At 62.0% G+C, this 23,683-nt stretch carries 21 protein-coding genes and 1 pseudogene; 11 read left to right on the top strand and 11 right to left on the bottom strand.

Annotation, left to right across the window (positions count from 1 at the left end):
* Positions 1-43: 43 nt before the first annotated feature.
* Positions 44-949, bottom strand: a complete 906-nt coding sequence (locus PYR71_RS07490; RefSeq protein WP_275618834.1) for a choline sulfate utilization transcriptional regulator — start codon at positions 947-949, stop codon at positions 44-46.
* A 94-nt stretch (positions 950-1,043) separates the two neighbouring features.
* Between PYR71_RS07490 and betC the strand changes: the two genes are divergently transcribed.
* Positions 1,044-2,558, top strand: a complete 1,515-nt coding sequence (betC, locus tag PYR71_RS07485) for a choline-sulfatase (RefSeq protein ID WP_275618833.1) — start codon at positions 1,044-1,046, stop codon at positions 2,556-2,558.
* Positions 2,559-2,573: 15 nt separating this feature from the next.
* Here betC and PYR71_RS07480 read toward each other — a convergent pair.
* Positions 2,574-3,423, bottom strand: a pseudogene (locus PYR71_RS07480) (sugar phosphate isomerase/epimerase family protein).
* Positions 3,424-3,489: 66 nt separating this feature from the next.
* Entirely contained in the window at positions 3,490-4,860 is a 1,371-nt protein-coding gene (locus PYR71_RS07475; RefSeq protein WP_275618832.1) for an amidase, read from the bottom strand.
* A gap of 271 nt (positions 4,861-5,131) precedes the next feature.
* Between PYR71_RS07475 and PYR71_RS07470 the strand changes: the two genes are divergently transcribed.
* Positions 5,132-5,410, top strand: a complete 279-nt coding sequence (locus PYR71_RS07470; RefSeq protein ID WP_183919066.1) for a hypothetical protein — start codon at positions 5,132-5,134, stop codon at positions 5,408-5,410.
* 90 nt (positions 5,411-5,500) lie between these two features.
* Positions 5,501-5,938: a DUF1810 domain-containing protein gene (locus PYR71_RS07465; protein WP_275618831.1), complete on the top strand. Its 438-nt coding sequence runs from the start codon at positions 5,501-5,503 to the stop codon at positions 5,936-5,938.
* Here PYR71_RS07465 and PYR71_RS07460 read toward each other — a convergent pair.
* A complete protein-coding gene (locus tag PYR71_RS07460) occupies positions 5,922-6,119 on the bottom strand; it encodes a hypothetical protein (protein ID WP_010028403.1) in 198 nt (65 codons plus the stop codon). The two genes, PYR71_RS07465 and PYR71_RS07460, sit on opposite strands and share 17 nt — an antisense overlap.
* Before the next feature lie 65 nt (positions 6,120-6,184).
* Complete coding sequence (locus PYR71_RS07455; protein ID WP_275618830.1) at positions 6,185-6,808, bottom strand: TetR/AcrR family transcriptional regulator; 624 nt, start codon at positions 6,806-6,808, stop codon at positions 6,185-6,187.
* Positions 6,809-6,934: 126 nt separating this feature from the next.
* Between PYR71_RS07455 and PYR71_RS07450 the strand changes: the two genes are divergently transcribed.
* Positions 6,935-7,150 (top strand): hypothetical protein, encoded by a 216-nt coding sequence (locus PYR71_RS07450; RefSeq protein WP_275618829.1) that lies wholly within the window; start codon positions 6,935-6,937, stop codon positions 7,148-7,150.
* A gap of 53 nt (positions 7,151-7,203) precedes the next feature.
* Here PYR71_RS07450 and PYR71_RS07445 read toward each other — a convergent pair whose 3' ends face one another.
* Positions 7,204-7,731, bottom strand: coding sequence for a winged helix DNA-binding protein (locus PYR71_RS07445; protein ID WP_183918852.1), 528 nt, complete (start codon positions 7,729-7,731; stop codon positions 7,204-7,206).
* An 87-nt stretch (positions 7,732-7,818) separates the two neighbouring features.
* Between PYR71_RS07445 and PYR71_RS07440 the strand changes: the two genes are divergently transcribed.
* Positions 7,819-11,430 carry a hydantoinase B/oxoprolinase family protein gene (locus tag PYR71_RS07440; protein ID WP_275618828.1) on the top strand — a complete coding sequence of 1,204 codons (3,612 nt, stop codon included), beginning with the start codon at positions 7,819-7,821 and terminating at the stop codon, positions 11,428-11,430.
* A gap of 90 nt (positions 11,431-11,520) precedes the next feature.
* Here PYR71_RS07440 and PYR71_RS07435 read toward each other — a convergent pair whose 3' ends face one another.
* Complete coding sequence (locus tag PYR71_RS07435) at positions 11,521-12,378, bottom strand: SDR family oxidoreductase (RefSeq protein ID WP_275618827.1); 858 nt, start codon at positions 12,376-12,378, stop codon at positions 11,521-11,523.
* Between the two features lie 191 nt (positions 12,379-12,569).
* On the opposite strand from PYR71_RS07435, the gene PYR71_RS07430 reads away from it, so the two are divergent.
* On the top strand, positions 12,570-13,409 hold the full coding sequence (locus PYR71_RS07430; RefSeq protein WP_183918855.1) for an IclR family transcriptional regulator: 840 nt from the start codon (positions 12,570-12,572) through the stop codon (positions 13,407-13,409).
* Positions 13,410-13,427: 18 nt separating this feature from the next.
* Here PYR71_RS07430 and PYR71_RS07425 read toward each other — a convergent pair whose 3' ends face one another.
* Together PYR71_RS07425 and PYR71_RS07420 are read right to left on the bottom strand one after the other, a co-directional pair.
* A complete protein-coding gene (locus tag PYR71_RS07425) occupies positions 13,428-14,636 on the bottom strand; it encodes an amidohydrolase/deacetylase family metallohydrolase (protein WP_275618826.1) in 1,209 nt (402 codons plus the stop codon).
* Positions 14,637-14,872: 236 nt separating this feature from the next.
* Positions 14,873-15,739 (bottom strand): sigma-70 family RNA polymerase sigma factor, encoded by an 867-nt coding sequence (locus PYR71_RS07420; RefSeq protein ID WP_275618825.1) that lies wholly within the window; start codon positions 15,737-15,739, stop codon positions 14,873-14,875.
* A 108-nt stretch (positions 15,740-15,847) separates the two neighbouring features.
* On the opposite strand from PYR71_RS07420, the gene PYR71_RS07415 reads away from it, so the two are divergent.
* A complete protein-coding gene (locus tag PYR71_RS07415; RefSeq protein ID WP_275618824.1) occupies positions 15,848-16,306 on the top strand; it encodes a carboxymuconolactone decarboxylase family protein in 459 nt (152 codons plus the stop codon).
* 64 nt (positions 16,307-16,370) lie between these two features.
* Here the strand turns inward: PYR71_RS07415 and rhaI are convergent, their stop codons facing one another.
* Positions 16,371-17,663 carry an L-rhamnose catabolism isomerase gene (gene rhaI / locus PYR71_RS07410; RefSeq protein WP_275618823.1) on the bottom strand — a complete coding sequence of 431 codons (1,293 nt, stop codon included), beginning with the start codon at positions 17,661-17,663 and terminating at the stop codon, positions 16,371-16,373.
* 79 nt (positions 17,664-17,742) lie between these two features.
* Here rhaI and PYR71_RS07405 point away from each other — a divergent pair, with 79 nt between their 5' ends.
* Positions 17,743-17,901: a YqaE/Pmp3 family membrane protein gene (locus PYR71_RS07405; protein ID WP_088689959.1), complete on the top strand. Its 159-nt coding sequence runs from the start codon at positions 17,743-17,745 to the stop codon at positions 17,899-17,901.
* A 1-nt stretch (position 17,902) separates the two neighbouring features.
* On the opposite strand, the gene PYR71_RS07400 is transcribed toward PYR71_RS07405, so the two are convergent.
* The gene (locus tag PYR71_RS07400) at positions 17,903-19,999 is read right to left on the bottom strand and encodes a bifunctional rhamnulose-1-phosphate aldolase/short-chain dehydrogenase (RefSeq protein WP_275618822.1); all 2,097 of its coding nucleotides are present in this window, start codon (positions 19,997-19,999) and stop codon (positions 17,903-17,905) included.
* Positions 20,000-20,196: 197 nt separating this feature from the next.
* Here PYR71_RS07400 and PYR71_RS07395 point away from each other — a divergent pair, with 197 nt between their 5' ends.
* From PYR71_RS07395 to PYR71_RS07385, 3 genes are all read left to right on the top strand, one after another.
* On the top strand, positions 20,197-21,009 hold the full coding sequence (locus PYR71_RS07395) for a DeoR/GlpR family DNA-binding transcription regulator (RefSeq protein ID WP_183918861.1): 813 nt from the start codon (positions 20,197-20,199) through the stop codon (positions 21,007-21,009).
* 47 nt (positions 21,010-21,056) lie between these two features.
* Complete coding sequence (rhaS, locus tag PYR71_RS07390) at positions 21,057-22,052, top strand: rhamnose ABC transporter substrate-binding protein (RefSeq protein ID WP_183918862.1); 996 nt, start codon at positions 21,057-21,059, stop codon at positions 22,050-22,052.
* Between the two features lie 72 nt (positions 22,053-22,124).
* Positions 22,125-23,660 carry a sugar ABC transporter ATP-binding protein gene (locus tag PYR71_RS07385; RefSeq protein WP_275618821.1) on the top strand — a complete coding sequence of 512 codons (1,536 nt, stop codon included), beginning with the start codon at positions 22,125-22,127 and terminating at the stop codon, positions 23,658-23,660.
* Positions 23,661-23,683: the final 23 nt, after the last annotated feature.

The raw sequence follows: 23,683 nt of genomic DNA, 5'->3' as shown, positions 1-23,683 counted from the left end.
ATAACCGCCGTCAGAGCCTTTCCGCCATGCGGCGCGGCTCGAGCTAGCCGACCTTCCCCACCTCATTCATCAGCCAGGTGCTGAGCTTCTCGCTGTGAGCGCTTGCCGATCGCGGCGGTACCAGCCAGTAACCGCGGTCAGCCGCCTCCAGCGGCGGGCCGGCTTCCACCAGCATCCGCGCCTGGAGAAGCGTATCGACTAGCCCCATCCAGCCGATCGCCACGCCCTGCTCGCTCAAAGCGGCCTGGACGACCAACGAGTAGGTATTGAAGCTTATATCGCCGCGGTCGGCATGGGCGTCGCGGATGACGGAGAATTCGGTAAAATAGCTTTGCCAGTCGAACCAGGGAGATGGCATCGGCGTGTCGAGATGGATAAGGATCGCCTCGGCAAGCTGTTTCGGATTATCGAACGGGCCGTTACGATCGAGAAATCCCTGTGTGCAGACAGGCACGACCTTTTCCCTCAGGAGCAGCGTGCCGATGGCGCCGAATTGCGCCCCTGTGCCGAAAACGACCGCGACGTCGGCATCGTCGCGAAAGCCGGCTTCGAACCTCTGGGTTGCGACGATCTGTATATCCGTTTCCGGATGCAGAAGGCGGAAGCCGTGCATGCGCGGGATCAGCCAAAGCGCCGAAAAGGCATAGTCGGTTCTGAGCCTGATGACCGGCTTCTGGGCTTCGAGACGAAAACTGCGGGCCAGCGCATCGATACCGTCAACCGCTTTGGCGACCACATCGAAAAGCCGCTCGCCTTCCTCGGTCAGCTCGACACCGCGATGCTGGCGGCACAGCAGACTGACGCCGAATTGCTCTTCCAGCCGGCGGATCTGGTAGCTGACGGCAGGCTGCGTCAGTCCTAGAAGTGATGCAGCCGAAGAAAAGCTTCCCAGTCTCGCGACCTCGACCAAGATGCGCATCCATCCAAGCTCCGGCGGACGATCTGACATAAAAAATCCTTTGAGCAGCTATCCAAAAAAGCTGTCTTTACAGCTCTCATTATAGGAGCTTCAATAAAATCTTCAAATAGCAAAGGGAATTGACATGGCGCGCCCGAACATCCTCATCCTGATGGTGGACCAATTGAACGGAACCTTCTTTCCCAATGGTCCCGCCGATTTTCTTCACGCGCCGCATCTGAAGGCATTGGCTGAACGCTCCGTGCGTTTCGCCAATAGCTACACGGCAAGTCCGCTCTGCGCGCCGGCGCGGGCGTCCTTCATGTCCGGACAATTGCCGAGCCGGACGCGCGTCTACGACAATGCCGCCGAATTTGCCTCCGACATTCCGACCTACGCGCATCATCTCCGCGCTGCCGGATATCAGACGGCGCTGTCAGGCAAGATGCATTTCGTCGGCCCCGACCAGCTTCACGGCTTCGAGGAGCGGCTGACGACGGATATTTACCCGGCCGATTTCGGCTGGACGCCCGATTATACCAAACCCGGCGAGCGCATCGACTGGTGGTATCACAATCTCGGCTCGGTCACCGGCGCCGGCGTTGCCGAGATCACCAACCAGATGGAATATGACGACGAGGTCGCCTATCACGCCACCCGCAAGCTCTTCGACCTCTCGCGTGGTCATGACGAGCGCCCCTGGTGCCTTACCGTCAGCTTCACCCATCCGCACGACCCCTATGTCGCGCGCCGCAAATTCTGGGATCTCTATGAGGACTGCCCGACACTCGACCCGGCGGTCGCTGCGATCCCTTTCGAGCGGCAGGATCCTCATTCTCAGCGCTTGATGAAAGCCTGCGAGCACAATGCGTTCGACATCAGCCAAGAGCAGATCAGGCGGGCAAGACGCGGCTATTTCGCCAATATCTCCTATGTCGACGACAAGATCGGCGAGATTCTCGGCGTGCTGGAACGCAGCCGCATGGCGGAGAACACCATCATCCTCTTCGTGTCCGACCACGGCGACATGCTTGGCGATCGCGGCCTCTGGTTCAAGATGAACTTCTTCGAAGGTTCGGCGCGGGTTCCGCTGATGATCGCAGCCCCCGGCTGGACGCCGAAGCGCATCGATCAGCCCGTCTCCACCCTTGACGTAACGCCGACGCTTGCCGGTCTTGCCGGCATTGATATCGCGTCATTGAAGCCGTGGACTGAAGGCCAAGATCTTGCTGCCCTCGCGACGGGCACCGGCAGCCGTGGCCCGGTACTGATGGAATATGCCGCGGAAGGCTCGGAAGCTCCGCTCGTCTGCATCAGGGACGGGCGCTACAAGCTCTCGCTCTGCGAGAAGGACCCGCCGATGCTGTTCGATCTCGAGGCCGATCCGCAAGAGCTTGACGATCTCGCGGGAAATCCGGCGCATGCCGAGATCCTGGCGCGGCTCGTCGAACAGGCGGGCCGGCGCTGGAACCTTGCCGCTTTCGACGCGGCCGTGCGCGAAAGCCAGGCCCGCCGCTGGGTGGTCTACGCAGCGCTGCGCAACGGCGCCTATTATCCATGGGATTATCAGCCGCTGCAGAAAGCGTCGGAGCGTTATATGCGCAACCACATGGATCTGAACGTGCTGGAGGAAAGCCAGCGGTTCCCGCGCCAGGAATAACGGCAACGCTTCGGTTCAAGCCGTCCGGCGCGCCGGCGCGCCGCGCAGAAAATCCTCGATGAAGCGCTTTTGTAGCAGGATGCCGTCCCATTCGTCGGGGAAGAAGGGCGAATCGTAGATCAGCGTGAAGGGGCCAGCATAACCGGCCCTTTCGCACATCTCCAGGCATATTCGGTAATCGTCCGCATCGAGGCCACCGGCTTTGTAATCGGCCTTGGCGTGGCAGATTTCCGCCCGGCGCATGATATCGGCCAGACCGGCATATTTCGCGGGTGCCGACCAGTTGCCTAGGTCGCCGTTGAGCCCGACCTTGCCATCCAGCCGGTCGAGCAGCCAGTTCATCTCCACCGGCGACGGCAGCAAATCGAACCAGTTCTCGACGACAATCCGTACGCCGCTGCCTTCCGCCTTCTCGGCCAACCAGCTGAGGTGACGGGCGGCCCGGCTAAGATTTTCATCTGTCGGCTTCTGCTTGCCGGCGATGACGCGCATTCTCTGCGCCCCGAGTGCCGCCGCGATTGGCCATCCAGCCGATGTCGCGTTCTGCCGTCCCGGCATGGCTGGGATCGCCGTCCTCGACGAGCAGCGTCTGGAGCACCACGTTCGAGGCCGCCATCGCATCGCTGAGTTCGCCGATATAAGCGGCATCGAGGCTCGGCAGATGGAAGGAGCAGATTTCCAGCCGGTTGACGCCGCGCGCCGCCAGCATCGCCGGCACGTCGATTAGCGCCGCGCCGCCGGGGCCGTAGGGTCCCTTCGGCGCCGCGCTCTTGTCGGGGTCAGGGCTGTAGGCGTGGACGGCGCCTAGCAAGCGATGCAACGACCATGTCGAAACCGCGAAGCGTCCATTTTGCAAAAGCTGCATCTGCCGTCCTCCCAGGATCTCCAGATGCCATCAATGGCAACAAACGCTCGTCGGATCAATTGTTGATCAGCTGAAATCGCCGCGAACGACCGGTTCGGCGGCAAGGGCAACTCCCAGCAGCGCTTCGTCGCGACGGGCTGTCGCCGAAAGCAGCAGCCCGACCGGCATGCCTGAGGCACCGGTGCCGCAGGGGATGGAGACGCCGCACCAGTCGAGGAAATTGCCGAGCGCGGTATTGCGCAGCGTCTTGTTGTTGGTGGCGAAGAACAGGTCGTCGTCCTGCTCCAGCGGACCGATCGGCGGAGCGACATGGGCGACCGTTGGAAAAGCGATGAGCCGGTCGCCGACAAGGCGCTCGACATCGGCGATCAGGCGGCCGCGCGCCGCAAGGATCGCCAGGTAATCGGCCAGGCTCGTCCTGCTTCCCAAGCGGGTCCGCATGACGACACGATGGTCCATCCTGTCCGCATCCGGTCCCGCGAGCCGTTCCCGATGCAATGCGAAAGCTTCCGCGGTGACCAGCGGGCCATATCTCGTCATCAGATCGAAAATCTCATCGAAGGCGGGAATGACGGCGCGGGCAACATGAACGCCTGCGCTTTGAAGACGTTCCAAAGCGGCCTCGAACGCGGCGATCACGTCAGGCTCGGCTCCGTCGAAGACGATATTTTCAGGCACGAGCAATTCCAGCCCCAGCAGCGGACGCTCAGCGACCTCGGGCGCGGTCAGGCCGCACATCGCCGCATCGATCCAAACCGCGTCCTTGACTGTGCGGCAAAGCGGCCCCAACGAATCCAGGCTTTTCGCCAGCGGATAGACACCGTCCATGGCATGGCGGCCGCGTGTCGCCTTGGAGCCGACGATGCCGTTGAGGGCGGCGGGAATACGCACCGACCCGCCGGTATCCGTGCCCATCGCGACCGGGACCAGTCCGGCGGCGACGGCCACACCGGCGCCGGAGGAGGAACCGCCGGGGATGCGCGGGCGGTCGGCGCTGCGCGGATTGACCGGCGTGCCGTAGTGCGGATTGATGCCGAGGCCGGAAAAGGCGAACTCGCTCATATTGGTACAGCCGATGGCGATCATGCCGGCATTCCTGAGCAAAGCGACGACGGCCGCATCCCGTTCGGCCGGCGCATCCCCTGCCAGGACGCGCGAACCCGCCGTCGTCGTCCGGCCTTCGATGTCGAAAAGATCTTTCCAAGCGATCGGAATACCGTCCAGCAATCCGAGCGAGCGCCCTTGCCGCAGCCGTTCGGAAGACGCGCGCGCTTCTTCCATCGCCCGGTCTTCAAGCAGCGTGGTGAAGACGGCCTTGTCGGCGTAATTCGCGATGGCGTCGCAGACGGCCTCGGCCACATCGACCGGATCGGCTGCGCCGCCCTGAATGAGGACGGAAAGCTGGGCGACCGACATGGCGCCGAAGGATTTGCTCATGGGACGATCCAGACGAAATATCCCTCCGGATTACCGCGGATCATTTCGATGAGCCAGAGCTTCACGATATTTTGCATGCATTAGTTCGATTTTTTGAACACTGCGTTTGTAGATCGCCCCTTCAATTGCCGCGATTGAAAACACACATGATGCTCGCATTTGGAGTAGGATTCGGCACGAGGGTGAGGGTTTACCCTCGGGACGCGACTCCGCATGTGTTGCAGGAGTATTTAGAATGACGGATTGTGGAACTTTAAGCAGTCACCGGGATATGGTGACCGTCCACGTGAAAGAGGACGAAACGGCCGGCGCCGGCGAGCGCGATTATGCGGAACATGTCAGAGCCCAGAAACTGTCGGGCTTTGAGCGCGTTGTCATTGTCGGCGCATTGCTTGTCTTGAGCTTTGCGGGTTTTGCCGCATATTCTTCCGGCAATACCGATCCGATGACGACATCGGCCATTGCCGCCCCCGCCGGCGATAATCCGCCGCATCATCCGGCTTACGGCCATTGCCGCGACAGCAGCCCCTACGCTGAAAGGGTCTGCTGACGGCCTGGCCACCTCGTCGGGAAGAAAAGTTTCGCCGGGCATGGAGCCCCTTGGCCCAGGCTGCAACACAGCAGGAAAAGGGAAAGAACCATGGCCGGTGATATCGACTTCAACCTCGACCGCTTCGTCGAAGCCCAGAACGGCATCTACCAACAGGCGCTCTCCGAGCTGCAAGCCGGGCGCAAGATGTCCCACTGGATGTGGTTCATCTTCCCGCAGATATCAGGTCTCGGCACGTCGGCGATGACGAAAAAATATGCGATCCGTTCGGTCGAGGAAGCCGCCGCCTATCTCGCCCATCCCATTCTTTCAAGCCGGCTGCTGCTTTGCGTCGAGGCGATTTTATCGGTCAAGGGCCGATCGGCGCACGACATCCTCGGCTCGCCCGATGACTTCAAGCTGCGCTCATCGATGACGCTGTTTGCCGCGATCAGTGATCATGGCTCGCCCTTCCACCGGGCGATCGAGCTTTTTTATGAGGGACAGTTCGACGAGCGGACGATGGAATTTCTCAGCGCCAGGGAGTAGCCGCTCTGTTCTCGAGGGCGGCGATCTCGTCGGATACTTCGCTCAATCGCTGGCGCAGATCGCTGTCGGTGCCGTCATCGACTTCTTCCTCGCCGAAACAATAGCGCGCATCGTGGAGCTCCAGCTTGGCTTCAAGCTCGGCGCGTTTGGCATATAGGCGCTTGAGATAGACGTAGTTCATCTCTGCCTCCACATTGCCTTCCGGTGATGGAAAAACGGCATGGAGGCGGTAAGGTTCCCCGGAGGTCAGGTGAAAGAGGCGATCGCTGCTCTGCATGCCTTCGCGAAATGGCCGCAACAGCCGGCGGCGCCCATCGTCTGGCGACTGACGCGCGCGCCTTCGAGCAGCAGCGTCAGCGTATCGGCGAGAAGTTGAGGTTCGCGCGCACCCGCTGCCGAACAGAGCGCGGCCAGGCGATCACGCTGTGCGGCCTTGTGCCGTTCGATCATTTCGTGGGCGGGATGGCCCTCCCCCTTGAGCTCGATGGCAGCGTTGGCGAGATCGCAGCCTGCGGGCTCGCCGTTCAGACACTGCGCCCGCATCTCCACCCAGGCGTCGAGCTGGGCACGAGGATCGCCGGGATGAGCGGCCTCCAGGTCGCGCCAGATGGCATCGGCCTTTTCGGAGGCGCGCCGCAGCGTCTCGCAGACGAGTTCGTCCTTCGAGCCGAAATGGCGGTAGAGCGTCATCTTGTTGGTCAGCGCGGCGTCGGCAATGGCATCGACGCCGATGCCGCGGATGCCGCGTTCGCGGAAAAGCTCCACGGCCGTCGAGACGATGCGCTCCCGCGGCGGGATGCGATCTTCTGAAACGGTTGCGGAGATTTCATTCGAAGTTTCTGATTTTTTTGCGGACGAAGTCCTTGACATCAATGTGACCGATCGGTAACAACAGCATTGTTACTTACCGGTAACACCACAGACCGCGAAAGTCAACGCACAGGGTTGGCGGCGGATGTGGAACACGGGCGACCGCCCACGAAAGGAGGACAAGCCATGAGAACGACCAGAGACGACCTGACGATATCCGAAGCCCTTCGCGACCCCCTGATCGCCATGGTGTTGCGCGCCGACGGCGTGAAGCTTGAGGACTTCAAGCAGCTCCTGGAGACGGCCGCCGGCAAACGCGAACCACGCCCGACGCCGGTGGGCAAGATGATCGGGCCGCTGGCAAGCCGCGCCAATCTGCCGGCCATGCCCTGCTTCGGCTGAAAAAGCCACCTGAATACCGGGGGATCTCTCCCTGCCCCCGACAAGGGCTGTCGTCATAAAGAGGCGGCGGCCCTTGCTGCTTGATCGTAGTGGCCGGATAGCGCCCTCAGTGTCGCCGCCACTGCCGATGTCGCTGCCGGATCGAGCCCAAGCCCTCTGACCGAATCAACCAGCAGCGCTTCGCGCACGGCGCGATATTTAAGGCAGATTTCAAGTCCCTTGTCGGTGGCAGCGATCAACTTCTCCTTGCCCGCCCGCGTGCTTTTCACGAGATCGCGCTTTTCCAGTTTCTTGATTGCATAAATCACCAGATGGGTATCCTCGACGCCGAGCACGCTGCAAAGGTCGCCGAGCCGCTTCGGCCGCTGCCGGTGAGCCACCGAATGCAGCACCAGCACGTCGATTGCGGCGCAGCCCGGCTCACCGGCCGCCGTCATGCAGCGCACCATCCAGCGGTCGAAGGCATTGCTCGCGAGGATGAGGCCGAATTCCAGCTCCGACAGAACAGGAAGCGCGCCATCGGCCAGATGGGCGGAGGAGACGATCGGCCCGATCTCCTGTCGTCCACGCCCATCCGCCATATTAATGCCTCCACGATCCAAGACGAGAAACGTTGACATTTTATCGATAAATCGTCAATAATTTTAAGTTCAACAGGAGGCCGGACGATGGGCGGACAGTGGGATTTCTGGATCGATCGCGGCGGCACCTTCACTGATATCGTCGCCCGGCGCCCTGACGGGTCACTCATTGCCCACAAGCTGCTCTCGGAAAATCCGGAAGCCTATCGCGACCCGGCGGTGCACGGCATTCGCGAGTTGCTCGGCCTCAAAGCCGATGATCCGGTCCCTTCCGAGCTCATCGGCGCGGTGAAGATGGGAACGACGGTCGCCACCAATGCGCTTCTGGAGCGCAAGGGTGATCCGACCCTCCTGGTGACGACGAAGGGTTTTCGCGACGCGCTGGAGATCGGCTACCAGGCCCGCGCCGATATCTTCGCCAAGAAGATCGTCAAGCCGGAACTGCTCTATGCCGATGTCATCGAGGCCGACGAGCGTGTGCTGGCCGACGGCACCGTAGAACGCCCGCTCGACGAGGATGACTTGCGGCAAGCCCTGGAAGCTGCCTATGCCCAAGGGCTGCGCGCCGTCGCCATCGTCTTCATGCACGCCTATCGCTACCCCGAGCACGAGCAGCGGGCCGCAGCCATTGCCCGCGCGATCGGCTTTACCCAGATCTCACCCTCGCATGTGGTTTCACCGCTGATCAAGCTCGTCGGCCGCGGGGATACCGCCGTCGTCGATGCCTATCTGTCTCCGGTTCTGAGGCGCTATGTCGATCAGGTCGCAGCCGAGCTCGGCGCTGTCGAGGGACAAGGCCCGAAATTGATGTTCATGCAGTCCTCCGGTGGGCTGACCGACGCGCATCTCTGCCAGGGCAAGGACGCAATCCTCTCCGGCCCTGCAGGCGGGGTCGTCGGCGCGGTCGAGGTCTCGCGTATTGCCGGTTTCAACAGGATGATCGGCTTCGATATGGGCGGCACCTCGACCGACGTTTCGCATTACGACGGTGAATTGGAACGCGCTTTCGAGACCGAGGTGGCCGGCGTGCGCATGCGCGCGCCGATGATGAAGATCCATACCGTCGCGGCCGGCGGCGGCTCGATCCTCAGTTATGACGGCTCGCGCTTCCGCGTCGGCCCGGAATCGGCGGGCGCGACGCCCGGCCCAAAATCCTATCGCCGCGGCGGCCCGCTTGCCGTCACCGACGCCAACATCATGACCGGCAAGCTGCTGCCGGAATTCTTCCCCGCGATCTTCGGGCCCGAGCAGGACCAGCCGCTCGATGCCGAGGCGGTGCGCGCAGCCTTTGCCGAGTTGGCAGAGACGATCGGCGGCGGACGGGCGGCCGAGGACGTTGCCGACGGCTTCCTCGCCATTGCCGTCGAGAATATGGCAAATGCCATCAAGAAGATCTCCGTCCAGCGCGGCTATGACGTTTCGGACTATGCGCTCACGTGCTTCGGCGGTGCCGGCGGCCAGCATGCCTGCCTCGTCGCCGACAGCCTCGGCATGAAAACCGTGCTGATCCACCCGTTTTCCGGCATCCTCTCCGCCTATGGCATGGGACTTGCCGACATCCGCGCCACGCGCCAGCGCGCAGTGCTGACGGAGATTGCCGAGGCGCTGGCGACGATCGGCGGCATCAGGGCTGAACTGGAGGAAGATGTCCGCGAGGAGCTGAGGCTGCAGGGCGTCGCAGCTGCCGAGATGGAGATCGTCACCCGCCTGCATCTGCAATACAAGGGCACCGACACGGCCCTGCCGGTCGCCTTCGGGCCACAGGAGGAGATGGTGCGAGCCTTCGCCATTGCTCATAAGAAGCAGTTCGGCTTCATCTTCGAAGACCGCCCTGTTGTCGTCGACTCCATCGAAGTCGAGGGCATTGGCGGCGGCGCCGATATCGAGGAAGCGGCGACGCAAGCGGAAGCCTTCGCGCCGCAAGCGCTACGCACGACCCGCTTCTTTTCCGGCGGCGCATGGCATGAGGCCGGCATCTTCGAACGCGGTGCGCTGAATCCTGGCGCCGTCCTCAAGGGCCCTGCCCTTGTCATCGAGCCACACCAGACGATCGTCGTCGAACCCGGCTGGCAGGCACGGCTCACGGAGCTCGATCATATCGTTCTCACCCGCGAAATTTCGCTTGCCCGCAATACCGCCGTCGGCACGAATGCCGACCCTGTCATGCTCGAAGTCTTCAACAACCTCTTCATGGCGATCGCCGAGCAGATGGGCGTGACGCTGCAGAACACCGCCCATTCGGTGAACATCAAGGAACGACTCGATTTCTCCTGCGCCGTCTTCGACCGCACCGGCGCGCTCGTCGCCAATGCACCGCATATGCCGGTGCATCTCGGCTCCATGGACCGTTCGGTCGAAACGATCATCCGCCTCAACGCGGGCCGCATCCGCCCGGGTGACGTCTTCGCGCTCAACGCGCCTTACAATGGCGGCACGCACCTGCCCGACATCACCGTCGTCACACCTGTTTTCGACGACGCGGGAACAACCATCCTGTTTTACGTCGCCTCGCGCGGCCATCACGCCGATATCGGCGGCAAGGCGCCGGGCTCGATGACGCCGCGGGCGACGAAGGTCGACGAGGAGGGCGTGCTGATCGACAATTTCCTGCTGGTCGACAAGGGCCGTTTCCGTGAGGCCGAATTCGCCGCGATGCTGCGGGACCATCCCTATCCCGCCCGCAACCCGGCGCAGAACCTCGCCGATGTGAAGGCGCAGATCGCCGCCAATGAAAAGGGCGTTCGGGAATTGCGCAAAATGGTCGCTCATTTCGGGCTCGACGTCGTCGAAGCCTATATGGGCCATGTGCAGGACAATGCCGAAGAGAGCGTCCGCCGAGTGATCGCCCGCTTGAGCGACAGCCAATTCACCTATCCCACCGATCAGGGCGCCGTCATCAAGGTGAAGATCACCGTCGACAGGAAGGCGCGTGAGGCGACGGTCGACTTCACCGGTACGAGCGCGCAGCAGCCGACCAATTTCAACGCGCCGGAGCCGGTGACCCGCGCCGCCGTGCTCTATGTCTTCCGCGTTATGGTCGAGCAGCCGATCCCGATAAATGCAGGCTGCTTGCGGCCGATCCGGATCATCGTGCCGGAGGGTTCGATGCTTCGTCCAGTCTATCCGGCCGCCGTCGTCGCCGGCAATGTCGAGACCAGCCAGCATGTGACGAATGCCCTGTTCGGCGCGCTCGGAACGCTCGCGGCAGCCCAGGGTTCGATGAACAACCTGACCTTCGGCAATGCCACCTACCAATATTACGAGACGATCTGCGCCGGCGGCCCGGCCGGCAGGCTCAACGACGGCACCGGCTTTGACGGCGCCGACGGCGTCCACACGCATATGACCAATTCGCGGCTGACCGATCCCGAGGTTCTGGAATTCCGATTTCCCGTTGTACTCGAAGATTTCCACATCCGCCGCGGTTCCGGCGGCAAGGGACAATATAGCGCCGGCGGCGGCACCGAGCGCACCATCCGCTTTCTGGAAATGATGGATTGCAGCATTCTCTCCTCGCATCGAATGATCCGGCCGTTCGGCCTGTTCGGCGGGGAAGACGGACAGCTCGGGAAAACCGAGATCCGTCGCGCGGACGGCACCGTCGAAAGGCTCGAAGGCTGCGACCAGTCAATGCTCGCCGCCGGGGACGCCGTGATCGTCACGACGCCGACCGGCGGCGGCTTCGGCAGGCCGCAGTGAAACGCGTCGCATCAGACTTGATCGACACGCTTCAGCTCCTCGTTTCATGCAGGTCTTTGACCCGGAACCGCCAATTCCGTCCGACCTGCATTACAGGATCGGCTTGCCGCCAGTGACCGCGATTGTCGTGCCGGAGACATAGCTCGACAAAGGATCGGCCAGCATCACGTAGGCTGTTGCAAGCTCGGCCGGCTGGCCGGGCCGTTTCATCGGTACCTGCTTGCCGAAATTGCTGACGCTTTCCTCAGGAAGCGTCGAGGGAATGAGCGGCGTCCAGATTGGCCCCGGCGCCACAGCGTTGGCGCGAATGCCTTTCTCGGCCAGCAGCTGGGCGAGGCCGGCGGTGAAATTCTGGATCGCCCCCTTGGTCGTCGCATAGGCGAGCAATGTCGGATTCGGACTGTCGGAGTTGATCGAGGCCGTATTGATAATGGCGCTGCCGGGCTTCATATGGGGGACGGCAGCCTTGGTCAGGTAGAACATCGCGTGGATGTTGACCTTAAAGGTCAGTTCCCACTCCTCGTCGCTGATCTCGTCGATGCTTTTGAAGCTTGCCTGATGTGCGGCATTGTTGACGAGTATATCGATACCGCCGAACTCCTTGACTGCCGTCTCGACGATCTGTCGGCAATGAGCCGGGTCCTGGATATCGCCGCTGACGAGCACGGCCTTGCGTCCGGCCTGTTCGACCAGCCGCTTGGTCTCGTCGGCATCTTCATCCTCGTCGAGATATGAAATCACCAAGTCGGCGCCTTCCCTGGCATAGGCGATCGCCACCGCCCGGCCGATGCCGCTATCGCCGCCGGTAATGATGGCCCGCTTGCCTTTCAGCCGTTCGGAACCGCGATAGCTTTTCTCGCCATGGTCGGGAACGGGATCCATCTGCGCGGTAAAACCCGGCATGGGCTGTTTCTGGGACGGGAAAGGCGGTGTCGGATAATTCGTCATCATGACCTCCTGAATTCAGGGTCAAACTCAGGCTGCGGCTTGTTGTTCCAAGTTTTATGATGGAGTTTTCCCGCACTGAGGTGATGGCCACTGTCGCGTCCGTCACATGATCAACCTACAAAATGTTGCGATTTGCCACCGCGACCGCTATGCCATAGTAATGTAACATGATCGCAGTTTTAATGAGGTGCATGGAATTGGACGGAAAGACATCACCCGCAGTTTACTCCGAAGATGAAGGCCATGCCGACGAAGCCGCCGGCAAGAGCGCGCGGCGCGCGCGCGTCAGCGGCATCGACCGCGCGCTCCAAGTGATCGATCATCTCTATGAGACGGGATCGCCCGCCGGCGTCTATGCCATTGCCAAGGCGGTGAAGGCGCCGCTTTCGACCGTCTACGTCATCGTCGACGATCTCGTCGAGAAGAACATGCTGACCCGCCAGGCGGACGGCTCGATCTGGCTCGGCGCGAGGCTTTATCACTACGGGCTTGCCTATGCCCGGTCACTGGATTTCATGAGCATCGCCACCCACGAGATGCACGATCTCTGCCGCCAGGCCGGCGAAACCGTGCAGGTCTGCGGCCGCGACGGCGACTACATGCTGGTGCTGGCCATGGCCGACGGCCCGAGCCACTTCCAGGTGGCCTCGCGCGTCGGCACCCGGGTGCCGCTGAACTGGACGGCATCCGGCCGCCTGCTCGTCGGCCATCTGCCCGAAGAAGAGCGCATCGAGCTCTTCAAGCGCTGCGCCCGCTCGTCACCGACCGGCCGCGCCGAGATCGATCCCCGCACCCTGTCGGAAGCCGCTGGCAAGGCCTTCGAGGCGCGCCTGTCGATCCAGGCCGGGGAATCGGATTATGCGGTAGCCTGCATCGCCTCGCCGATCTGCGACCGTGACGGCCACTGCGTCGCCACCATTTCCATCGTACTGCCGGAGCAGAAGGCTTTTTCCGACGAGAACCATTACACTGCGCATGTTCGTAGTTCGGCGGAGCAGATCGAAAAACTGATGGGCTGGCGCAACCGCTGACCTGCCGGTCGGTAGACCCTATCTGTAGGAATAGCCATGGCTATGCCGCACGAGTTTGCGCGCTCGCGGCACGTAGCGGCTGGCGGTAACGGCGTCGGCGCCCATTACCGCATAGCGCGGCTCGAACAGCTTGTTCAAGACCGAGACATCGCCGTTGGAATCCGTCGCTTCGAGGTCGGAATCGACCAGGTCGAAAATGGTGAATTCCGCCTGCGCGCCGACCGAAAGCCGGTTCTCCATCGACAGCTTGATGACGGATGCCGGCGCATGGGTGACGGCCTCAATCACCTTGTCGAAGGGCATGCCGACGCTGAGCAGCTTCGACATCGTCGTCGCCAGGTCCCAGACCGGAAAGTTCATCGAATGGCCGTGCAGGTCGGTCGAGATCGAGAACGGCAGAAGCCCGCGCGCGATCGCCGCTTCGGCGACCTTGAAGGAGAAGGAGGCGCCGCCATGGCCGATGTCGAGGCGGATGCCTTCGGAGGCGCAGCGCTCGGCGAGATTGAAGAGATCCTCGTCCTCCATGATGCTCGAACCGGCCTTGCCGTTGAAGCAGTGGGTGACGACATCGCCGGGGCCGAGAATCTCAAGCACTTCGTCATACAGCGCCGGCGGTTCGCCGACATGCACCATCATCGGTAACTTCAGGATCTTGGCGATCTTCTTACCGAGCTTGACGGGAGTGACGCCCCAGGAGCCGGTGATGACATGGCTGGCGCGTACCTTGATGCCGACGATGTGCTCGCTGTTTTCGGCACAGACTTCGAGAATCCGATCGAGATCAATATCCCTGATATCCCTGAGCTCGGCGACGCGGTTGCAGGCGACGAGGCCGATCGAGCCGAGGTTCAGGAAGGCCTTGATGCGCTCGCGCGAGGGCTCGATGATATATTCCCGGAAACCGTGAAAATTCGCCTCGCCTGCCGACCCGGCATCGACCAGCGTTGTCACGCCGCGTTCGAGACCGCATTCGGAGGGGCGGATCGAAATGTCGGTGCCGCCATGCCAGACATGCACATGCAGGTCGATCCAGCCGGGCGAGATGAAGGCACCCTTGCCGTCAATGCGCGTGACATCTTGAAAGACCGCGAGCGACGGACCGATCTCGGTGATTCGGCCCTCGGCATCGACGAGAATGTCGATCGCCCCCTCGCCTGCGCCGGTACCGAAGGCCACCGGTTTGACATTGGTGAGCAGAAGCGGCTTCTTCGCCTCGTCGCCGGACATGATAGGCTTTCCTTTCAAGGTCTCGAAACCTGTCTGCAGGTCACGATGAGAGGCACGGGGAGGAGGGGACCGCCTGCATCACACTGCTATGTTTCCACAATTATGGTACTTGAGGCCTTATAATAGAATAATGGCGAAGGTTTCGCTGTCAAGACAAATGACGCCCGTTCGCGGCCTGGCAATCGGGCGCGGCGCGACTCTTCCGAAGCGCGCGAGTTTCAAAGGACCGCGTTTTGTTAATCCCGAAGGATCGAAAAGTCGAGCCGCTGCAGCTGATCCGGGTCGGCGACGGCATCGATCGCGACGATCCTGTTCTCATCGATCGTCAGCGTCACCGCGACGCGGACCTGGCCGTCAACATGCACGACAAAGCCGAGCTCACCATCGACGATCGCCATTTGCGCCGCCTGTGCCCGGCCCTTGAAGGCCGCAGCGACGTCGGTCGCGCCACGCATGGCGCCGATACCGTACCGGGCGGCCGTCGCATCCGGCCGAAAGATGACATCGGGGGCAAGCACCGCGACCAGCCCCTCCAGATCGCCATTGCGCGACGCCGTCAGAAAGGCCGCGGCGATCGCCCGCTTGCGGCCAAGATCGACATCCGGCGCTTCGTCCATGCCTTGGACGCGGCGGCGGGCGCGGCTTGCGAGCTGCCGGGTGGCGGCGGAGGAACGGCCGATGATCGGCGCGATCTCGTCGAACGGCAGATCGAACATGTCGTGCAGCACGAAGGCGACACGTTCGGCCGGCGCCAGCGTCTGCAGCACCACGAGCAGCGCCAGACCGACGGAATCGGCGAAGGCTGCGTCGCGTTCGGGATCCCCGCCCGGATCGGCGGCCGTCGCATGCACGGGCATCTCCAGCGGCTCCTCGCGCCGGCCCTTGCGGGCGCGCAGCATGTCGAGGCAGATGCGCGCCACGACCGTCGTCAGCCAACCGCCGAGATTGCCGATCCCGGTCGCATCGGTGCGGTTGAGGCGCAGCCAGGCCTCCTGAACGGCATCCTCCGCCTCGCTGCGCGAGCCGAGCATCCGATAGGCCGCGGCCCTGAGATGCCCCCGGTTCGCCTCGAATTCATCGGCCAGCCATTTTTTCTCGTCCACGTGTCACATTCCTCCGCTGCGTTGCGTCAAGGCCATGACGAATGAAACCTGGCCGGTGTGACAGCGCCGGCGCATCGTCGAAGAGCAAACACATCAAGGAGACATATCATGCAGGAGAGAATGGGAAATCCCGCCCTCGTCCTTCCCGCGGCCATGCAGGCGCTGAACGCCCTCGGCAAAGTGCCGGCAGAGGCCGGCCTTTCGCCGAAGCTGCTCGAACTCGTCAATCTGCGCGCCAGCCAGATCAACGGCTGCAGCGTATGCATCGACGGGCATCCCAGGATCGCAAAGAAGCTCGGCGAGACCGATGAGAGACTCTTTGCCGTCAGCGCCTGGCGCGACACGCCCTATTTCAGCGATGCCGAGCGGGCGGCCCTTGCGCTGACCGAGGCGGTGACCCGCACCAGCGACCGCGCCGATCCGGTGACGGACGAGGTCTGGGACGAGGCGACCCGGCATTATGACGGCAGGAGCCTTGCGGCGCTCGTCATCGCCATCGCCAACATCAATGTCTGGAACCGGCTAAACATCGCAACTCGTCAGATCGCCGGCGCCTGGAAGCCGTAAACAGCGATGGCCGGCAGCGCGTCATCCGCGCTGCCGGCCATCCTTTTACCTTCAGTTTCGCAATTCAGATGATACCGCCGCCGCCGGCAACGGAAGCCGGACGCTCGGCCGCCACCTTGTTGCGGTAGCCGCTGGCGCGGTAGGCGGCGATCGGGTCGATCGCGCCGCCGGCCCTGCGCCGCGCCTCAGCGAGGATCGGCTCGACATCGGCGCGATAGGCGCGCTTCAGCGTTTCCGACGCCATCAGCGCGTCATTGTCCTGCTGATAGCCTTCAAGCGCCTTGCGGTCGACGAGCAGCGCCTGCGCATAGGCACGGCGGATCTCGTTGGCGCTGTTGATCAGGCTCTCGATCGGGTCGGTGACATTGTGCGACTGGTCGATCATGTGGGCCGGGTTGAAGTCATTGACGCCGCGCTGTTCGGCATCGACCAGCTCGTTGAACACCAGGAACAGCCGATAGGGATCGATCACACCGGCATCGAGATCGTCGTCGCCATATTTCGAGTCGTTGAAGTGGAAGCCGCCGAGCTTGCCGAACTGGATCAGGCGGGCGACGATCATCTCGATATTGGTGTTCGGCGCATGGTGGCCGAGGTCGACCAGGCAATGGGCCTTGGGACCGAGAGTCTGGGCGATCAGATAGTTGGTGCCCCAATCCTGGACGACCGTCGAATAGAAGGCCGGTTCGTACATCTTGTGCTCAGAGAAGAGCTTCCAATCGTCGGGCAAGGCCTTGTAAATGTCAGCCATCGAGTTGAGGTAACGCTCGAACGCCTTGGTGAAATTGCTTTGGCCGGGGAAGTTCGAGCCGTCGCCGATCCAGACCGTCAGCGCCTTGGAACCGATCCTCTTACCGATCTCGATGCATTCGAGATTGTGCTCGACCGCCTGGGCGCGTGTCGCCGCATCGGTGTGGCTGAGTGAGCCGTACTTATAGGAATAGGCCTGGCCCGGCGCGTCGGAAAAGGTGTTCGAATTCATTGCATCGAAACCGAGACCCAGGGCATCGCCCTTGGCTTTCAATTCGCTCGTATCCGCCATGTCCCAGGGAATATGCAGCGAAACGTTCGGCGTGGCCTGCGTCAGCTGGTTGATAACGGCGCAATCGTCGAGCTTGTCGAAAATGCCGCGCGGCTCGCCGGCACCGGGAAAACGGGCAAAGCGCGTGCCGCCGGTGCCCACACCCCAGGACGGAACGGCGACGAAAAATTCGCTGACCTTGCGTGTCACCGCCTCGATATCGACGCCGCGCCGATCGAGCGTCGCACCCAATGCGTCGTAATCGGCTTTCAGCGCCGCCACCCGCTTTTCATTTTCGCTCGCCACCAGATCCGGCGCAATCCTGAATTCAGCCATTGTTTCCTCCCACGTCGCGAACCACAGAACCGCGGTTTGCGTTCTAACGCTTGTATGTCTTCAAAACTCAGGAGCTACGATGGACATCGTCCGCATTCTTCTTGCGATCATCCTGCCGCCCCTTGGCGTATTTCTGCAGGTCGGGATCGGCCTGCATTTCTGGCTCAACATATTGCTGACGCTTTGCGGCTATGTGCCGGGGATCATCCACGCAATATGGGTGATTCTACGGAAGTAGTTCAGCGCGTGAAGCTTTGGACGTTGCCGGCGTCGACGTTGATGATGTTGCCGGTCGATTTGGCCGAAAGATCAGACGCCAGGAAGTAGACAGCCTCGGCGATATCCTCGGGAAACACGTTGAGTTTCAGCATCGAGCGCTTGCGGTAATGTTCCTCGAGCTCGTCAACCTCGATCTTGGACGAGGCGGCGCGCTGCTCGCGCCATTCGCCGCTCCAGATCTTCGAACCGCGCAGCACCGCGTCCGGGTTGACGGTATTGACGCGTATGCCGGCATCCGCCCCTTCCAACGCCAGGCAGCGGGCGAGATGGATTTCGGCAGCCTTGGCCGTGCAATAGGCAGACGCATTCGGCGAAGCGGCAAGGCCGTTCTTCGAGGCGACGAAGACGATGTTGCCGCCGAGCGCCTGGCGGCGGAACAGGCGGAAGGCCTCGCGCGAGACAAGGAAATAGCCGGTCGCCAGAATATCGATATTGCGGTTCCAGGTCGAAAGCTCGGTGACTTCGATCGGCGCGGACGAGGCAATGCCGGCATTCGAGACGAGGATATCGACGCCGCCGAATTCGACCGAAGCTTCCGCGAAGGAGGCGATCACCGCATCTTCCCTGGTGACGTCGAGCCGGACGCTGCGCACGGCGTCAGCACCGTATTTCTTGACGAAATCGGCCTCTGTGCTTTCGAGTGCTGCCTGATCGATATCGGCAAACACCACGCAGGCGCCCTCGCCGACGAGGCGCGCGGCCGTCGCCCGGCCAATGCCGCCGGCGCCGCCGGTGACGAAGGCGACCTTGCCGGCAAGGCTCTTCGGCTTCGGCATACGTTGCAGCTTGGCCTCTTCGAGCAGCCAATATTCGATGTCGAAGGCTTCCTGCTCCGGCAGGCCCTGATATTCCGAGACCGTCGAAGCGCCACGCATGACGTTGATGGCGTTGACGTAGAATTCGCTGGCGATGCGGGCCGTCGCCTTGTCGCGGGCAAAAGACAGCATGCCGACGCCGGGAACGAGGAAGATGACGGGATTGGCGTCGCGGATAGCGGGCGAATTGTCATGCTTGCAGTCGTTGTAATAGCGGGCGTAATCGACCCGGTAATCCTCCAGCGCCTGGTCGAGGCCGGCGACGATCGCATCGACATCCGGCTTGGCCGGGTCGAAATCGACGATCAGCGGGCGGATTTTGGTGCGCAGGAAATGGTCGGGGCAGCTGGTGCCGAGAGCACCGAGCGGCCGCAGATCTCGGGAATTGACGAATTCGAGCACGGCGTCCTGATCGTCGAAATGGCCTAGCTTGCGCTCCTGCTTGCCGATGCGGCCGCGGATCTCCGGCATCAGCCGGGCGGCGATGGCGCGGCGCTCGGCTACCGGCAGGCTCTGCGTGAGTGCACCGCCGAAAATCGTCTTGCCTTCGGTCTTTTCGGCAAACCAGACGATCGCCTTGTTGATGATGTCGAGCGTCAGTTCGTAACAGGCCTTGGCGTCGTTTGCCCAGGTGAAGAGACCATGGCTTTCGAGCACGACGCCCTTGGCGTTCGGGTTCGCCTTGACGAAGGCTTCGAGATCGAGGCCGAGCTGGAAGCCCGGACGGCGCCAGGGCAGCCAGCCGATCTCGTCGCCGAAGATCTGCTGCGTCAATTCTTTCGAATTCTTCGAGGCGGCAATGGCGATGATCGCATCGGGATGCATGTGATCGACATGGGTGAACGGCACGAAACCGTGCAGCGGCGTGTCGATCGAAGCAGCACGGCCATTCAGGTTGAAGGTGCAATGCGGCAGGAAGCCGACCATGCGATCTTCGTCCTCGACACCCCTATAGATGGATTTCAGCGATTCCAGCTTGTCCTGATAGAGGGTGGCAAAGCCGTCGAGCTTGATCGTGCCGACGTCGCCGCCCGAGCCCTTGACCCAGAGCACCTTGACCTTGCTGCCGGTCAGCGGATCGGTTTCCATCACCTTTGCAGAGGTGTTGCCGCCGCCGTAATTGGTGATGCGCTTGTCGGCGCCGAGCAGGTTGGAGCGATAGAGCAGCTTGCCGGGCTCATCGAGGCCTGCCGCGTAACCATCATCCCACCGGTTTTCCAGAAGCCGGACGTTCGCCGCCATGTCATCCTCCCATATAGGCTTGCAAGGCGACGCAATAAGCGCGCCCTTTCGCTCACGGTATCGCGCATCAAAAGTATGCTTGTCAATCGAAAACGATCAATTTCGATTATTGTGCAGCGCAATATGAAAATTTATGATCGTTTGTGATTGACAGTCTTTAACGGATACGAAATAAATATGACAAGAGGAGGAGCCCAATGCACGAACGCGAACGCCATCGCATCATCTTAAGCGCCGTCCAGGAAAAGTCCGTCGTCACCATCCAGGACATTTCCGAGCTGACGGAAGCTTCCGAAGCGACAATCCGGCGCGATATTGCGGCTCTTCATGTGCAGGGCAAGATCCGCCGCGTCCGCGGCGGTGCGGAAGCGGTCCATCCGCCGCAGCTCGGCAGCCTCGCCGGCCGCCCCTTCCGGGTTTCAGAATCAGTCAACATCGACAAAAAGCGCGCAATTGCACGCGCAGCCGTCGATCTCTGCGAAGCGGGAGACGCCATCATCATCAACGGCGGCACGACGACTTTCCAGATGGTGCATTACATGGCCGGCCACCGCATGCAGGTCATGACCAATTCCTTTGCGATCGCCGAACATCTGGTGAAGCATTCCAAAAATACCGTGACGGTGCCGGGCGGCGCGATCTATCGCGAGCAGAGCCTCATCCTGTCGCCTTTTGACAATGACGCGATCCGTAATTTTTATGCGCGGCGCATGTTCATCGGCGCGCAGGGCGTCGGCCCGCTCGGCATCATGGAGGCGGATGCCCTCGTCATCCAGAGCGAGCAGAAGCTGATGCACCAGGCCGACGAGCTCGTCGTCATGGTGGATTCAAGCAAGTTCAATCGCCGGTCGAGCCTCATTCTGTGCGCGCTCGACCGCGTGTCTGCGATCATCACCGACGACGGAATTTCGGAAGAGGCAGCTCGCATGGTCGAGAATGCCGGCGTCCGGCTCGTTGTCGCGAACCCGGTGGCGCAGCTTGCGAAGGAGGATTCCTCGTCGGTCGCATGAGGCGCCGCCGAGGTGTGGAAGTCTAATCTTAATGGGAGGAAAGTGACATGAAACTCGCAAAGACACTTGCGCTCGGCGTAGCGCTCGCCGTTGCCATGATGGCCGGCACCGCCAGCGCCAAGGACATCAAGATCGGTCTCGTCGTGAAGTCGCTCGGCAACGGGTTCTTCGACGCTGCCAACAAGGGCGCACAGGAAGCCGCCAAGGAGCTAGGCGGCGTGGAGGTGATCTACACCGGTCCGACGTCGACGACGGCCGAAGGCCAGATCGAAGTGATCAACTCGCTGATCGCTCAGGGCGTCGATGCCATCGCCGTCTCGGCCAACGATCCCGACGCGCTCGTTCCGGCGCTGAAGAAGGCGACCCAGCGCGGCATCAAGGTCATCTCCTGGGATTCCGGCGTTGCACCCGAAGGCCGCATCCTGCAGCTCAACCCGTCGTCCAACGAGCTGATCGGCAAGATGTGCCTGACGCTCGCCAAGGATCATCTGGAAGGCGGCAAGGGCGACTTCGCCATCCTGTCGGCCACGACCACCTCGACCAACCAGAACATCTGGATCGACCAGATGAAGAAGCAGCTCAAGGATTTCCCGGGCCTCAACCTCGTCACCACAGTTTATGGCGACGACCTCTCGGACAAGTCCTATCGTGAAGCCGAAGGCCTCCTGAAGTCGAACCCCAACGTCAAGGTCATCGTCGCTCCGACGACGGTCGGCGTTCTCGCCGCTTCGAAGGTCGTCGAAGACAAGGGCCTTATCGGCAAGGTCTACGTCACCGGTCTCGGTCTGCCGTCCGAAATGGCCGGCGCGATCAAGTCGGGCGCCACCAAGGAATTCGCCATCTGGAATCCGATCGATCTCGGCTATTCCGCAACCCAGATCGCCTACCGCCTCGTCAAGGGCGAGACCGACGGTAAGCCGGGCAGCGAGATCAATGCCGGTCGCATGGGCAAGATCAAGGTCGGGGACAACGGCGAAGCCGCCATGGCCGATCCCTTCGTCTACAATGCTTCGAACATCGACCAGTTCTCCAAGGTCTTCTGATCCGGAGCTGACGCATAGGATCTCGGCGGCCTTGCCGCCGGGATTCCCCTTTCGACATTTGGTAGAAATCCGATGAACGCCGCCTTTCAACAACCTGTCACGGACAGCAAAACCGGTGATGCGCCCGCCATTCTGGAAATGCGCGGCATCTCTCAAATCTTTCCCGGCGTGAAGGCGCTCGACAATGTCAGCATCGCCCTTCATCCTGGCACGGTGACGGCGCTGATCGGTGAGAACGGCGCCGGCAAGTCGACGCTCGTCAAGATCCTGACCGGCATCTACAGGCCGAACGAAGGCGAGATCCTCGTTGATGGCCAGCCGGTGACCTTCGCCAGCGCTCAGGCCGCGATTGACGCCGGCGTTACCGCCATTCATCAGGAAACCGTGCTTTTCGACGAACTGACAGTGGCCGAAAACATCTTCCTCGGCCACGCGCCCCGCACGCGCCTGCGCAGCATCGACTGGCAGACGATGAACAGCCGCTCGAAGACGCTGCTGACCGCGCTCGAAAGCAATATCGACCCGACCATCCGGCTGAAAGATCTGTCGATCGCCCAGCGCCATCTGGTGGCGATCGCGCGCGCTTTGTCGATCGAGGCCCGCATCGTCATCATGGACGAACCGACCGCCGCGCTTTCCCGCAAGGAGATCGACGATCTCTTCCGCATTGTCCGGGGCCTGAAGGACCAGGGCAAGGCAATCCTCTTCATCAGCCATAAGTTCGACGAGCTTTATGAAATCGCCGACGATTTCGTCGTCTTCCGCGATGGCCGCGCCGTCGGCCAGGGTCGCCTCAAGGAAACGCCACAGGATGAGATCGTCCGGATGATGGTCGGCCGCGACGTCGAGAACGTCTTCCCGAAGATCGATGTCGCCATCGGCGGTCCGGTTCTGGAGATCCGCAATTACAGCCACCACACCGAATTCCGCGACATATCCTTTACGCTGCGCAAGGGCGAAATCCTCGGCGTTTACGGCCTGATCGGCGCCGGCCGCTCGGAACTGTCGCAATCGCTCTTTGGCATCACCAAGCCACTCTCAGGCAGGATGATACTAGAGGGCCAGGAACTCACCATCCATTCGCCGCAGGATGCGATTCGCGCCGGCATCGTCTACGTGCCGGAGGAGCGCGGCCGCCATGGCCTGGCGCTGCCGATGCCGATCTTCCAGAACATGACGCTGCCTTCGCTCGCCCGCACGTCGCGCCACGGCTTCCTTCGGGCGGCGAACGAATTTGCACTCGCCCGCAAATATGCCGAGCGGCTGGATCTGCGCGCCGCCGCCCTGTCCGTGCCGGTCGGCACGCTCTCCGGCGGCAATCAGCAGAAGGTCGTCATCGGCAAATGGCTGGCGACGGCGCCGAAGGTCATCATCCTCGACGAACCGACGAAGGGCATCGACATCGGCTCGAAGGCCGCCGTGCACGGCTTCATCAGCGAACTTGCCGCCGAGGGCCTGTCGATCATCATGGTCTCCTCCGAACTACCGGAGATCATCGGCATGTCGGACCGCGTTCTGGTGATGAAGGAAGGGCTTGCCGCCGGGATTTTCGAGCGCGCCGAACTGTCGCCCGAGGCGCTGGTGCGCGCCGCCACCGGCAATGCATGAGGCCCACAATGCATAAGGTAAGA

It is taken from the genome of Rhizobium mulingense (assembly GCF_029194105.1).
In the GTDB taxonomy this organism is placed as follows: Bacteria; Pseudomonadota; Alphaproteobacteria; order Rhizobiales; family Rhizobiaceae; genus Rhizobium; species Rhizobium mulingense.
Note: the sequence above shows the minus strand (reverse complement) of the source record. Positions and strands in the feature narration are given on the sequence as shown.

Excerpts from the sequence above, each read along its gene's own strand:
- PYR71_RS07405 (WP_088689959.1), top strand. The coding sequence starts at position 17,743 with ATGGACATCGTCCGCATTCTTCTTGCGATCATCCTGCCGCCCCTTGGC.
- PYR71_RS07385 (WP_275618821.1), top strand. The coding sequence starts at position 22,125 with ATGAACGCCGCCTTTCAACAACCTGTCACGGACAGCAAAACCGGTGAT.
- PYR71_RS07395 (WP_183918861.1), top strand. The coding sequence starts at position 20,197 with ATGCACGAACGCGAACGCCATCGCATCATCTTAAGCGCCGTCCAGGAA.
- PYR71_RS07455 (WP_275618830.1), bottom strand. The coding sequence starts at position 6,808 with ATGTCAAGGACTTCGTCCGCAAAAAAATCAGAAACTTCGAATGAAATC.
- PYR71_RS07445 (WP_183918852.1), bottom strand. The coding sequence starts at position 7,731 with ATGGCGGATGGGCGTGGACGACAGGAGATCGGGCCGATCGTCTCCTCC.
- PYR71_RS07475 (WP_275618832.1), bottom strand. The coding sequence starts at position 4,860 with ATGAGCAAATCCTTCGGCGCCATGTCGGTCGCCCAGCTTTCCGTCCTC.
- PYR71_RS07490 (WP_275618834.1), bottom strand. The coding sequence starts at position 949 with ATGTCAGATCGTCCGCCGGAGCTTGGATGGATGCGCATCTTGGTCGAG.
- PYR71_RS07460 (WP_010028403.1), bottom strand. The coding sequence starts at position 6,119 with ATGAACTACGTCTATCTCAAGCGCCTATATGCCAAACGCGCCGAGCTT.
- PYR71_RS07470 (WP_183919066.1), top strand. The coding sequence starts at position 5,132 with ATGGTGACCGTCCACGTGAAAGAGGACGAAACGGCCGGCGCCGGCGAG.
- PYR71_RS07440 (WP_275618828.1), top strand. The coding sequence starts at position 7,819 with ATGGGCGGACAGTGGGATTTCTGGATCGATCGCGGCGGCACCTTCACT.
- PYR71_RS07465 (WP_275618831.1), top strand. The coding sequence starts at position 5,501 with ATGGCCGGTGATATCGACTTCAACCTCGACCGCTTCGTCGAAGCCCAG.
- PYR71_RS07435 (WP_275618827.1), bottom strand. The coding sequence starts at position 12,378 with ATGACGAATTATCCGACACCGCCTTTCCCGTCCCAGAAACAGCCCATG.
- PYR71_RS07415 (WP_275618824.1), top strand. The coding sequence starts at position 15,848 with ATGCAGGAGAGAATGGGAAATCCCGCCCTCGTCCTTCCCGCGGCCATG.
- rhaS (WP_183918862.1), top strand. The coding sequence starts at position 21,057 with ATGAAACTCGCAAAGACACTTGCGCTCGGCGTAGCGCTCGCCGTTGCC.
- betC (WP_275618833.1), top strand. The coding sequence starts at position 1,044 with ATGGCGCGCCCGAACATCCTCATCCTGATGGTGGACCAATTGAACGGA.
- PYR71_RS07430 (WP_183918855.1), top strand. The coding sequence starts at position 12,570 with ATGGAATTGGACGGAAAGACATCACCCGCAGTTTACTCCGAAGATGAA.
- rhaI (WP_275618823.1), bottom strand. The coding sequence starts at position 17,663 with ATGGCTGAATTCAGGATTGCGCCGGATCTGGTGGCGAGCGAAAATGAA.
- PYR71_RS07400 (WP_275618822.1), bottom strand. The coding sequence starts at position 19,999 with ATGGCGGCGAACGTCCGGCTTCTGGAAAACCGGTGGGATGATGGTTAC.
- PYR71_RS07425 (WP_275618826.1), bottom strand. The coding sequence starts at position 14,636 with ATGTCCGGCGACGAGGCGAAGAAGCCGCTTCTGCTCACCAATGTCAAA.
- PYR71_RS07450 (WP_275618829.1), top strand. The coding sequence starts at position 6,935 with ATGAGAACGACCAGAGACGACCTGACGATATCCGAAGCCCTTCGCGAC.